Genomic DNA, 11,767 nt, shown 5'->3' with positions numbered 1-11,767 from the left:
CCTCATGGATCGCCGCACCCTTCTCGCCACGCTCGCCTCCGGCGCCGCCGTGGCCGCAGCTCCCTTCGCCCACGCACAGGACTACCCCGCGCAGCTCATCAAGTGGGTCGTGCCGTACCCCGCGGGCGGCGGCACCGACGTGATCGCGCGCGTGCTGGCCGAGGCCATGCGCCAGACGCTGGGCCAGCAGATCGTGGTCGACAACCGCCCCGGCGCGTCGACCAACATCGGCGCCGACCTGGTCGCCAAGAGCAAGCCCGACGGCTACACGGTGCTCTCGGCCGACAACGCCGTGCTGGCCTTCAACGAGCACCTGTTCAGCAAGCTGCCGTTCAACCCCGAGAAAGACTTCACCTACATCGGCGCCATCGGCAAGTTCCCGCTCGCGCTGGTCGTGCACCCGGACTTCCCGGCCAAGACCTTCAAGGAGTTCCTGGCCTACGTGAAGGCCAACCCCGGCAAGGTCAACTACGCGTCGCCCGGCAACGGCTCGCCGCACCACCTGGCGATGGAAATGTTCAAGGCGCGCACCGGCACCTTCATCACCCACATCCCGTACCGCGGCGCGGCGCCGGCCATGGCCGACGTGATGGGCGGCCAGGTGCCGTGCATGTTCCTGGACCTGGCCTCGGGCCTGCCGATCATGCAGGGCAACAAGGTGCGCGTGCTGGCCATCGGCTCGGGCGCGCGCAGCAAGCGCCTGCCCGACGTGCCGACGCTGGCCGAAGTGGGCGTGCCCAACACCGAGGTGTTCGCGTTCCAGGGCATCCTGGGCCCGGCCGGCCTGCCGGCTGCCGTGGTGAACAAGCTCAACAGCGACCTGAACAAGGCCTTCAGCACGCCGGCCGTGCAAAAGCGCTTCGACGACTTCGGCATGGAAGCGATGCCCGGCACGCCGGCGCAGTTCGCGGCGCTGTCGCGCGCGGAGTCGAAGCGCTGGGGCCCGATCATCAAGCAGGCCGGCATCAAGCTGGACTGATGCCGCCGGGGGCGTTCACCTCAACGGGTGAATGCCTTTCTGGAGCCGTCTTCGAAGACTTCGTCGTCGCGCTGCAGCTCGCCGTTCTCGTCCCAGCTGCGTTCGCGCGTCACGCGGCCCTTGTCGTCGAAGCTCGACTCGGCCAGCAGCTCGCCCTTTTCATTGAAGCGCTGGTGCGTGCCCACGGGCACCTGCCGGCCGCGCCCCGGCGCGAGGTAGCGGCCCTGCGCGGCGCGCTGGCCGCTGTCGTAGAACTCGGTCACGTCGACCGTGCGCTCGCTGCCGGCGCCGCTGTAGACGGCCTTGCTGCGCGGCTGGCCGTTGAGGTGGTAGCTGTCGTCGCTCAGGGGCTCGCCCGCGGCGTTCCAGCGCTGGTCGCGCACCAGCGAGCCGCGGTCGGAGAACTCCTGCTCGCGCTGGCGGATCGACGAGCGCCCGACCAGCAGCCACACGGTTTCGCGCCGCTTCACGCCCTCGGACGAAAAACTGCGCTCCACGCGCCGGTTGCCGGTGGTCTCGTCGACCACCGACGGCTTGCCGTTGTCGTAGAACTCCTGCGTGCGCACGCGCTTGCCCGCCTGGTACGAGAGCTTCGAGCGCAGGGTACCGCGCGCGTCGAACAGGTCGACGTTCGAGGGCCCGCCCGTGAAGCCGCACAGCTTGGCATCGTCGGCCACCGGCGCCAGCACCGGCGCCTCGGCGCAGCGCAGCATCGACATCTGGCCGCGCTCGGTGAACTCGACCATGGCGCGCTCGGTGCCGCGGTCGGGGTAGAAGGTGGCGCGCCGCAGCTGGCCGCCCGGGTAGAAGCTGCGCACCAGGCCGCGCTCCTGGCCGTCGTCGTACGTGGCGTCGCGCAGCACCTGGCCGCCGGGCGCGAACTCGCGCGCGCGGCCGTGCATGTTGCCCTTGGCGTTGATGGTGTGCTCGCGCGCGAGCTTGCCCTTTTCATAGAAGCGCACCAGGCCCATGAAGACGCCGTTCTGCACCTGCTGCTCGCGCTGGAGCTCGCCGGTGCCGCGGTCCTTGCAGCGCATCAGGCCGGTCTTGCCGGCGGTGCTGTTGCCGTCGGCGGGGCTCACGCGCTGGCCGTTGAGCTCGCACTCCTGCTGCGCATGGGCCGTCGGGGTACCCAGCAGCGCGGCCAATGCGATCGCGGCCGGGCCGAGGAGGGACGCGGCCGCCCGGGGCGCCCGAAGAGCGGGAACGGGCGGGCGCAGGGTCACTTGTCGTAGAGCGTGTCGAGCGAACGGAAACCCTTGACCTCGATCGGGTTGCCGAAGGGGTCGCAGAAGAACATCGTCCACTGCTCGCCCGGCTGGCCTTCGAAGCGCACCTGCGGCTTCAGCACGAACTCGGTGCCGGCGGCTTCGAGGCGCCCGGCCAGCGCCTGCCAGTCGGGCAGCGCGAGCACGATGCCGAAGTGCGGCATGGGCACCATCGCGTCGCCGACGCGGCCGGTGCGGGTGGTGGCGAAGGGCTCGCCCAGGTGCAGCGAGATCTGGTGGCCGAAGAAGTCGAAGTCGACCCAGGTGTCGGTGCTGCGGCCTTCGGCGCAGCCCAGCACGTCGCCGTAGAAGCGGCGAGCGCCGTCCAGGTCGAGCACGTGGAAGGCAAGGTGAAAGATGCTTTGCATGGTTTTGGATTATGGGCAGCGGTGCTGTGAGAATGCCGGACTTTCTTTCAATCATGGAGCTCGCCTTGCGGATACTCCGAGCCCTCGTCGCACCGCTGCGCCTGCTGTCGCGCGGCACCGACCGGCCGGCGCCCCAGCGCCTTCTTGCACGTCTGACCCGCCAGGCCTTCGCGGCAGTCGGTGGTTGTTTCATCGCGGTGGCCGCACATGCCGCCGCCTGCCCGCCCTCGGCCATCGCGAGCCTGGAGAAGCCCGGCATCGGCCTGCGCAACGGCATCGACCGCGGCCTGCTGTGGCGCATCGAGCGCGACGGCCGCACCTCGTGGCTCTATGGCACCCTGCACCTGGGGCGCGGCGAATGGGTGCGTCCCGGCCCCACCGTGCAGAAGGCGCTGGCGCAAAGCGACACGCTCGCACTCGAGCTCGACTCGCGCGACGACGCCACGGTGCGCGCCCTGAGCCAGCCGGCCGACCCGGCCGCGGTGGCGCGCGTGCTCAGCGGCGAACGCGCCCGCCGGCTCGAGCGCCAGAACGCCGAGGCCTGCGTGTCGCCGGGCTCGACCGCCCGGCTGCCGCCCATCCTGCAGGTGACGGCGCTGACCGCGCTGGCGGCGCGCGCCGACGGGCTGTATGCGGAGTTCGGCGTCGACGAGACGCTGGCCGTCTCGGCCCGCAACAGCAACAAGCCGATCGTCGCGCTCGAGAACGCGGCCGACCAGCTGCGCTGGCTCACCGGCGGTTCCGAAGCCGAAGAGGCCGAGCAGATCGACGCCATGCTCGACGAGCTCGAATCGGGCCGGCTGCGCGGCCAGCTCAAGACGCTGGCCGATGTCTGGGCGCGCAGCGACGCGGCCCGGCTGGCGCGCTACGCCGAGTGGTGCGAGTGCCTGAACACGCCGGCCGAGCAGCGCCTCATGAAGCGCCTGCTCGACGACCGCAACCCCGGGCTGGCCGACGGCATCGAGCGCCTGCATGCGGGCGGGCGCAGCGCCTTCGCCGCGGTCGGCGCGCTGCACATGGTCGGCGCGCAGGGCCTGCCCACGCTGATGGCGGCGCGCGGCTTTCGCGTCACGCCGGTGCTCACCGAGGCGCAGGCGCAGCAGGCGCTGCCGATGCCGGCGCTCGCCGCGCCCGAGCCGCCGGCCCGCAAGGCGGTGCGCGGTAGCAAGAACGTCAAGGGACAGAAGGCGGCGAAGGGCACGGGCCAGAAGGCCGCCGCCGCGAAGGGCGGGGCCAAGCCGGCGTCCAAGGCCGCTGCCGCGCCCAAGGGCAAGGCCGCACCCCGTGCCGCCCCCAAGGCCGCGAACAGCAAAGTGCGCCGATAATCGCGACCGCCATGCACACGTTGCGCCCCCACCCCCGCCTGATCGGCCGCCTCGGCCGGTGGGTGCTGCTGTGGTTCGTGCTGTCGCTGGGCGTGGCGGTGGCGTCGCCGGTGGTGCATCCGCAGGCGATGGAACTGGTGTGTTCCGGCGCCGGCACCATCAAGGTGGTGGTGCACACCGAAGACGGCGTGCAGGACATGGGCGCCACGCACATGGACTGCCCGCTGTGCGTGCTGACCGGCGCACCGCCCCCGCCGCCCGTGGCCGCCGCGTTCGATGCGCCCCTGCCACTGGGGCGCGTGCTTCAACCCATTCCCGCCGCGCGCCATGCCGCGGCCACGGCCGCGCCGCTGCCGGCCCGTGGGCCTCCGCGTTCCGCCTGAGCGATCAGCAACAGCGCTGTCTGTCGGTGCACCCCAGGTGCGCGCAGGCAGTCCCTTTGGCTTGAAGTTCGTGGAGCCGGTTCCCCATGAAGCAGCACTCCCGCGCCTTGGCGATCGCCATGGCATTTCCCTTCAGCGCGCCGGTGTGGGCGCAGCACCAAACGCCGCCGGACGTTGATCCGCCCGAGGCCGGCGCTGCGGCCGCCCCGGGCCGCACGCTCGGCACCGTCACCATCAGCGGTGGCCGGCCGACCTCGCTGCCGACGCAGATCCCCACCACCATCGAAGGCGTGACTGCCGAGCAGATCGCCGAGACGGTCAACGCGACCGACGCCGAAGACGCGCTCAAGTACCTGCCGAGCCTGCTGGTGCGCAAGCGCTACATCGGCGATTTCAACCACGCGGTGCTCGCCACGCGCGCCTCGGGCACGGGCAACAGCGCGCGTGCGATGGTCTACGCCGACGGCATCATGCTGTCGAACCCGCTGGGCAACGGCGCCACCTTCGCGCCGCGCTGGGGCATGGTGTCGCCCGACGAGATCGAGCGCGTCGACGTGCTCTACGGCCCGTTCTCGGCCGCCTACCCGGGCAACTCGGTGGGCGCCGTGGTTGACTACGTGACGCGCATGCCCACGCAGCTCGAGGCGCACGTCAAGCTCAGCGGCTTCACCTCGAACTTCGACCTGTACAACAGCCATTCGTCGCCGGGCGGCCAGCAGCTGGACCTGTCGTTGGGCAGCCGCAGCGGCGACTGGTCGTGGTGGCTCGGCGCCTCGCGCACCCACAGCAAGGGGCAGTCGCTGTCGTTCGCCAACCGGCTCGTGAGCGCCGGCACGGTGGGCAGCGCGGGCACGCCCGTCACCGGCGCGGTGCTCGGGCTGAACCCGTCGAACCAGCCGTGGTGGCTGCTGGGCGGCATCACCGCCTACGACACCACTCAGGAGCAGGCCAAGCTCAAGCTGGCCTACGACTTCTCGCCCACGGTGCGCGCCACCTACACGCTGGGCGCCTGGCACAACACCACGCACGGCAGCACCGACACCTACCTGCGCGATGCGCTCGGCCAGCCGGTGTACGGCGGGCGCGTGAACCTCGGCGGACGCACCTACAACCTCGACGCACCGGCGGCGGCCTTCGCGCCGACCGAGACGGCGCTCACGCACTACATGCACGGCCTCTCGGTGAAGAGCCACACGGGCGGCGTGTTCGACTGGGAGGTGGCGGCGAGCCTGTTCGACTACGCGAAGGACACCTCGCGCACGCCGACCGCGCCTTTGCCGGGCGCGTTCTACGGCGGCCCCGGCCGCACCACCGACATGGGCGGCACCGGCTGGCACACCTTCAAGGCCGCGGGCACCTGGCGGCCCACCGGCTCGGCCGAAGGCGTGGGCGCGCACGTGGTCGACTTCGGCGTCCAGCAGGACACCGCGCGGCTGCGCAGCGCCATCGGCAACACGCGCGACTGGATCGGCGGGCCGGCCGTGTCGCCGTTCTCCGCCTTCAACGGCAACACGCGACTGCGCTCGCTCTACGTGCAGGACACCTGGCGCTTCGCCAAAGACTGGAAGACCACGCTGGGCCTGCGCCATGAGCGCTGGGAGGCGTACGGCGGCCAGCTCGGCAACGCGGCGCGGCTGCTCGACTTCGCGCCGCGCAAGAACAGCTTCGTCTCGCCCAAGGCCGCGCTCGCCTGGCAGGCCACGCCCGACTGGCACTTCAAGGCCTCGGTCGGCCGCGCCGTGCGCATGCCCACCGTGAGCGAGCTCTACCAGGGCTCGATCGAGGGCAACCGCATCGTCAACACCAACCCCGAGCTGCGCCCCGAGCGCTCGTGGACCGCCGAGCTGAGCGCCGAGCGCGACCTCAAGCGCTGGGGCGTCGACGGCGTGCTGCGCACCACGCTGTTCTTCGAGCACACGAAGGACGCGCTCTACACCCAGGCGCTCAGCAACCTCGTGAGCACCGTGCAGAACGTCGACGCCATCCGCACGCGCGGGCTGGAGGTAGCGATCAACACGGTCGACGCGGGCATCCAGGGGCTGGACCTGGGCGGCAGCCTCACGCTGACCGATTCGAAGATCACCGCCAACCGCGGCTTCCCGGCCAGCGTGGGGCGCGACCAGCCGCGCGTGCCCAAGGTGCGCGCCTCGCTGCTCGCCACCTACCGGCCCGACGCGAAGTGGAGCTACACCGTCGGCGCGCGCTACAGCGGGCGGCAGTACGGCACGCTCGACAACAGCGACCCGAACGGCATGGCCTTCATGGGCTTCTCGAAGTTCTTCGTGGTCGATGCGCGCATCCGCTACCGCATCGACCGCCAGTGGAGCGCCGCCGTCGGCATCGACAACCTGAACAACCGCACCTACTGGGCCTTCCACCCGTACCCGCAACGCACCTTCGTGGCCGAACTGAAGTTCGACCTCTGACCCTCACTTTTTCCTCTCCAAGGACACCCGCCATGACGAAGCTTTCGACCCCTACGTTCCACATCCTCGCCGCCTGCGCCCTGCTGGCCGGTGCCGGCGCCGCCGGCGCCCACGTGAGCCTGCCCCCGGGCGGCGCGACCGTCGGCAGCGAGTACAACGCCGCCTTCCGCGTCGGCCACGCCTGCGAAGGCGCCAAGGCCACCACCGGCCTCGCGGTGCGCCTGCCCAAGGGCTTCGTGCTCACCGACGCGCAGGCGCGCAAGGGCTGGAAGCTCGACGCGCCCAAGGCCGGCAGCGCCGAAGGCGAAGTGCGCTGGACGGCAGAGACGCCGCAGAACGCGCTGCCCGGCAGTGAGCGCGGCGAGTTCGTGCTGCGCGGCAAGGTGCCCGCCACGCCGGGCCCGCTGTGGTTCAAGGTGCGCCAGGACTGCGACGTCGGCAGCGTCGACTGGGCCGAAGTGCCCGCCGCGGGCAGCACCACGGCCGGCCTGAAGAAGCCCGCGGCCAAGCTCGACGTGGTGGCGCAGGGCGTGGCCACGGTCGACGTGCGTGACGCCTGGGTGCGCCAGTCGGTGCCGGGCCAGAGCGGCACGGGCGCCTTCATGAAGCTCACCGCGCCCACGGGCACGAAGCTGGTCGGCATCTCGACGCCCGCCGCCGGCGTGGCCGAGGTGCACGAGATGAAGATGGAAGGCGACACCATGCGCATGCGCGAACTCGCGGGCGGCCTCGAGCTGCCGGCCGGCAAGACCGTCGAGCTCAAGCCCGGCGGCTACCACGTGATGCTGATGGACCTGAAGGGCGCCATGACCAAGGGCGCGACCGTGCCCATGACCCTGAAGTTCGAGGACGCCAAGGGCGCGAAGACGACGCTGGAGCTGAAGCTGCCGGTCGGTGCGCCCGAAGGCGCCGCTGCTGCCGCGCCCGCGGCGGGCGGTGCGCACCAGCACAAGCACTGACCCCGACGGGGTCTGGCCGGACCGTCAGAGCAGCTGGTCCGGCGCCAGCGGTCCGAACAGCCGCAGCAGGAAGCGCAGCGTGGCGCTCGCGTCGGGCTCGGTGTCCGTGTCCTGCAGGCCGCTGCCTTCGGGCGCGTGCCACACCAGCGTGCCTTTTGCGAGCTCGACATGCCAGGCGCGCTCGCGCATGCCGCGCTCGATCTGCTCGGCCGCCATGCGCGAGAGTTCGCCGCTGCGGATCAGCAGCGCGATCTCGGTGTTCTGCAGCTGCGAGCGCAGGTCCAGGTTCATCGAGCCGACCACCAGCAGCCGGCCGTCCATCACCAGCACCTTGGAGTGCAGCATCGCGCGCGATTCGCCGCTGACGCTGCCCGCGCCGCTGCCGCCCGAGGAGCCGAACACGTTGCCGAAGTCGGCCTGTTCGCTGCGCAGCTCGTACAGCTCCACGCCGGCGGCGAGCAGCGCCTTGCGGTGGCGCGCATAGCCGACGTGGGCAATGGGCGCGTCGTTCGAGGCCAGTGAATTCGTCAGCACCCGGATGCGCACGCCCCGCGCGCGCGCCGCGGCAAAGGCCTGCTGCATGTCGGGGCCGGGCACGAAGTAGGGCGAGATGATCAGCAGGTCGGTGCGCGCCTGGCCGATCAGGTGCAGCAGGCCTTCGACCACCGTGTCGCCGCTGGAGGCCAGGTCGGCCAGCGCGGTGGCGCTGCGCGAGGGCAGCTCGGGCCGGCTCACCACGAGGTCGGGGTTGCGCACCGCGCCGGGGCCGCTGTCGGCCGGAATCTTGCCGGGCGCATCGGCCAGCATCAGGGCCGGTGCCCAGACGAAGGCGGCACTGCGCAGGTCGAGCGGTTTCTCGTCCCAGGCGCGGGCGCGTTGCTCGGCCGTGGGCGCCGCGCCGGGGCGGGGCTTGTCGTCGGCCGGCTCCGAACGGTTGCGGGCCTCGGCCGCTTCATCGTCGAGTTCCTTGTCGATCCGGCGGGCGCGCTCACGGATGTGCTGGAACTCTTCGCGCGAGACCAGCGACTGCACGGGGTAGGCGCGCTCGTTGTTCCAGTAGCTGTCGAAGCTGCGCGAGAGGTCCTGCACGATCGGGCCGGCCGCCAGCACGTCGACGTCGACGAAGTTGCCGGTGATGGCATTGCCGAAGTAGGCGTCACCCAGGTTGCGCCCGCCCGTCACGCCCATCACGTTGTCGGCCAGGAACAGCTTGTTGTGCATGCGTTGCTGGATGCGCGAGACCTCGCCGATGGCGTTGAGCATGCGGTTGAAGCCGGTGCCGCGCGAACCCGCGAGCGGGTTGAACAGCCGCATCTCGATGTTCGGGATGAAGGCCAGGCCGAGCACCAGCGCGTCGCGGCCGATGGTGTGGAAGTCGTCCAGCAGGATGCGCACCCGCACGCCGCGCTCGGCCGCCGCGCGCAGCCCGCGCACCAGCCGGCCGGTGCTGGCGTCGGCGTGGATGGCGTAGTACTGCAGGTCCAGCGTCTTCTGCGCGTTCTCGATCAGTGCGAGCCGGCTGCCATAGGCCGCCTGCGGGCCGCCCAGCAGCAGGAAGCCGGAGTCGAAGCGTGCCTTGTCGGCGTTGCGGCGCTCCCGCAGCAGCGTGGCCAGCGCCGTGCCGTCGGGCGAGGTGAGCGCGGTCGAGACGGGGCGGTCCACGTCCTTCGGCAACTGCGCGCAGGCGCCGAGCACCATGAGGGCCAGCAGCGCGACGCTGCGGCGGACCAACGCGTGGAAGGAAGGAGAAGGCATGCGGCGGGGTCTTTCCGGGAGCAGGGGAAGGCGGTGCCGCATGTATAGCCGAGTTGGCGTCCGTCGTGGGTGGGACGGACGGCCAACCGACGCAGGAAGACGGCGCTCAGCGCCCGGCGCCGAGCTCTTCCTGGCGCTCCAGCGCGGCGAGCAGCTCGTCGTCGATCTTCGCGTGGCGCTCGCTCAGCTCGACCGCGCGCGAGGCGTCGCTCGCGTAGATGGCGCCGCCGTCGAGCTCGAGCATTTCGCTGATGCGCTTCTGCTCGGTTTCGAGGGCTTCGATCTGCGCGGGCAGGGCTTCGAGTTCGCGCTGCTCCTTGTAGGAGAGCTTCTTGCGAGGCCCGCCCGTGGGGGCTGCGGCGGGTGCAGCCGCGGGCGCCGGGGCCGGTGCGGTGGCTGGAGGCGGTGGCGCCGACGCGAGGCGCTGCTCGGCGATCTCGCGTGCGCGCTTGGACTGGATCAGCCAGTCTTCCACGCTGCCCTCGTACTCGCGCCAGCGGCCGTCGCCCTCGAAGGCGATCGTGCTGGTCACCACGTTGTCGAGGAAGGTGCGGTCGTGGCTCACGAGGAACACGGTGCCGTCGTAGTCCTGCAGCAGGCCTTCGAGCAGTTCGAGCGTGTCGATGTCCAGGTCGTTGGTCGGCTCGTCGAGCACCAGCACGTTGGCCGGTCGCGCGAACAGGCGCGCCAGCAGCAGGCGGTTGCGTTCGCCGCCGCTGAGCGAGCGCACGGGGGAGTTGGCGCGCGCGGGCGAGAACAGGAAGTCCGACAGGTAGCTCTTGACGTGCTTCTTCTGGCTGCCGATTTCGATCCACTCGCTGCCGGGGCTGATGAAGTCTTCGAGCGTGGCGTCGAGGTCGAGCTTGTCGCGCATCTGGTCGAAGTACGCCACCTGCTGGTTGGTGCCGCGACGGATCTTGCCGCTGTCGGGTTCGAGTTCGCCCAGGATCAGCTTGAGCAGCGTCGTCTTGCCGGCGCCGTTCGGGCCCAGCAGGCCGATCTTGTCGCCGCGCAGGATGGTGCCGCTGAAACCGCGGATCACGGTCTTCTCGCCGAAGGACTTGGTGGCCTCGGTGAGCTCGGCCACGATCTTGCCGCTGGACTGGCCCGAGGCCACGTCCATGTTGACGCTGCCCTGCACCTCGCGGCGCGCGGCGCGGCTGGCGCGCAGTTCCTGCAGCCGCGTGATGCGGCTCTGGCTGCGCGTGCGGCGGGCTTCGACGCCCTTGCGGATCCAGATTTCTTCCTGCGCGAGCAGCTTGTCGGCCTTGGCGCTGATGATCGCTTCCTGGGCGAGCTGCTCTTCCTTCTGGACGAGGTACTGCTCGAAGTTGCCCGGGTAGGAACCCAGCTTGCCCCGGTCGAGCTCCACGATGCGGGTGGCGACGCGGTTCAGGAAGCTGCGGTCGTGGGTGATGGTGACGACGCTGCCCTTGAAGTCGATCAGCAACTGCTCCAGCCACTCGATGGAGTCGAGGTCCAGGTGGTTGGTGGGTTCATCCAATAGAAGGACGTCCGGCGCGGCCACCAGGGCCTGGGCCAGCGCGACCCGCTTGCGCGTGCCGCCCGAGAGCGAGCCGACGCGCGCGTTGCGGTCGAGGTGGAGGCGGTGCAGCGTTTCTTCGACACGCTGCTCCCAGTTCCAGGCGTCGTAGGCTTCGATCTTGGACTGCAGGGCGTCCAGGTCGAGCCCGTCCGCACCGGAGAGGTACAGGTCGCGGATGGCGATGACTTCGCCCAGGCCCTGGCTGGCAGCGGTGAAGACGTCCGCATCCATGTCGAGCGCGGGTTCCTGCGCCACATAGGCCACACGCAGGTTCTGCTGCAGCTGGAGCGTGCCGTCGTCGGGCTTTTCCAGCCCGCCCAGTATCTTGAGCATCGACGACTTGCCGGCGCCATTGCGGCCGATCAGGCCGATGCGTTCCGATTCGAGAAGAGAGAAGTCCGCATGATCCAGCAGCGGGACGTGACCGAACGCGAGCTGCGCGTCGAGGAGTGTGATGAGTGCCATGTGGCACGGATTATCGGAGGGGCGGGTGACGGCGCTTGGCGGCTGGGGAAGAAGGCTTCTTTGTGGCTCTCTATATAGAAGGGACTGGCGTCCCCTGGGAGAGACGCCGGCAGTCAGGTAAGAGGCGTGAAGCGGGCGGCGAGCGGGGCGGCAAAGGTCTTCTTCAAGTTTCTTTCGGCTTGGCTTGCACGAGCCGAAATCTGTCATATACTCGCGGGCTTCGCTGCTGAATACCTCTGGTGTTTGAAGCGACTGGAGCTCTCAGGAGTGCTGGTTGTGGGTGGTGAAGAAAG

At 70.4% G+C, this 11,767-nt stretch carries 9 protein-coding genes; 5 read left to right on the top strand and 4 right to left on the bottom strand.

Annotated elements, in window-relative coordinates; translation table 11 throughout:
* Positions 1–4: 4 nt before the first annotated feature.
* Positions 5–979 carry a Bug family tripartite tricarboxylate transporter substrate binding protein gene (locus AC07SQ_RS21200; protein WP_062482864.1) on the top strand — a complete coding sequence of 325 codons (975 nt, stop codon included), beginning with the start codon at positions 5–7 and terminating at the stop codon, positions 977–979.
* A 20-nt stretch (positions 980–999) separates the two neighbouring features.
* Here AC07SQ_RS21200 and AC07SQ_RS21195 read toward each other — a convergent pair whose 3' ends face one another.
* Together AC07SQ_RS21195 and AC07SQ_RS21190 are read right to left on the bottom strand one after the other, a co-directional pair.
* Positions 1,000–2,199: a toxin-antitoxin system YwqK family antitoxin gene (locus AC07SQ_RS21195; protein WP_495276210.1), complete on the bottom strand. Its 1,200-nt coding sequence runs from the start codon at positions 2,197–2,199 to the stop codon at positions 1,000–1,002.
* A gap of 2 nt (positions 2,200–2,201) precedes the next feature.
* Positions 2,202–2,615 (bottom strand): VOC family protein, encoded by a 414-nt coding sequence (locus AC07SQ_RS21190; RefSeq protein WP_495272747.1) that lies wholly within the window; start codon positions 2,613–2,615, stop codon positions 2,202–2,204.
* 65 nt (positions 2,616–2,680) lie between these two features.
* Between AC07SQ_RS21190 and AC07SQ_RS21185 the strand changes: the two genes are divergently transcribed.
* The 4 genes from AC07SQ_RS21185 to AC07SQ_RS21170 all read left to right on the top strand — a co-directional run bounded on the left by AC07SQ_RS21185 (position 2,681) and on the right by AC07SQ_RS21170 (position 7,708).
* On the top strand, positions 2,681–3,940 hold the full coding sequence (locus AC07SQ_RS21185) for a TraB/GumN family protein (protein ID WP_495272746.1): 1,260 nt from the start codon (positions 2,681–2,683) through the stop codon (positions 3,938–3,940).
* A gap of 11 nt (positions 3,941–3,951) precedes the next feature.
* Positions 3,952–4,323, top strand: coding sequence for a DUF2946 family protein (locus AC07SQ_RS21180; protein ID WP_070063852.1), 372 nt, complete (start codon positions 3,952–3,954; stop codon positions 4,321–4,323).
* 86 nt (positions 4,324–4,409) lie between these two features.
* On the top strand, positions 4,410–6,749 hold the full coding sequence (locus AC07SQ_RS21175; RefSeq protein WP_495272745.1) for a TonB-dependent receptor: 2,340 nt from the start codon (positions 4,410–4,412) through the stop codon (positions 6,747–6,749).
* 32 nt (positions 6,750–6,781) lie between these two features.
* Entirely contained in the window at positions 6,782–7,708 is a 927-nt protein-coding gene (locus AC07SQ_RS21170; RefSeq protein WP_070063854.1) for a copper chaperone PCu(A)C domain-containing protein, read from the top strand.
* A gap of 24 nt (positions 7,709–7,732) precedes the next feature.
* Here the strand turns inward: AC07SQ_RS21170 and AC07SQ_RS21165 are convergent, their stop codons facing one another.
* Positions 7,733–9,463 carry a phospholipase D family protein gene (locus tag AC07SQ_RS21165; protein ID WP_495272744.1) on the bottom strand — a complete coding sequence of 577 codons (1,731 nt, stop codon included), beginning with the start codon at positions 9,461–9,463 and terminating at the stop codon, positions 7,733–7,735.
* Between the two features lie 106 nt (positions 9,464–9,569).
* A complete protein-coding gene (locus AC07SQ_RS21160; protein ID WP_495272743.1) occupies positions 9,570–11,474 on the bottom strand; it encodes an ATP-binding cassette domain-containing protein in 1,905 nt (634 codons plus the stop codon).
* Positions 11,475–11,767: the final 293 nt, after the last annotated feature.

The sequence above is a fragment of the Variovorax sp. GW821-FHT06D12 genome, from assembly GCF_059419205.1.
This window is presented reverse-complemented; position numbering and strand designations above follow the sequence as displayed.

Coding starts and splice junctions, on each gene's coding strand:
- AC07SQ_RS21190 (WP_495272747.1), bottom strand. CDS start 2,615: ATGCAAAGCATCTTTCACCTTGCCTTCCACGTGCTCGACCTGGACGGC.
- AC07SQ_RS21175 (WP_495272745.1), top strand. CDS start 4,410: ATGAAGCAGCACTCCCGCGCCTTGGCGATCGCCATGGCATTTCCCTTC.
- AC07SQ_RS21170 (WP_070063854.1), top strand. CDS start 6,782: ATGACGAAGCTTTCGACCCCTACGTTCCACATCCTCGCCGCCTGCGCC.
- AC07SQ_RS21165 (WP_495272744.1), bottom strand. CDS start 9,463: ATGCCTTCTCCTTCCTTCCACGCGTTGGTCCGCCGCAGCGTCGCGCTG.
- AC07SQ_RS21160 (WP_495272743.1), bottom strand. CDS start 11,474: ATGGCACTCATCACACTCCTCGACGCGCAGCTCGCGTTCGGTCACGTC.
- AC07SQ_RS21180 (WP_070063852.1), top strand. CDS start 3,952: ATGCACACGTTGCGCCCCCACCCCCGCCTGATCGGCCGCCTCGGCCGG.
- AC07SQ_RS21200 (WP_062482864.1), top strand. CDS start 5: ATGGATCGCCGCACCCTTCTCGCCACGCTCGCCTCCGGCGCCGCCGTG.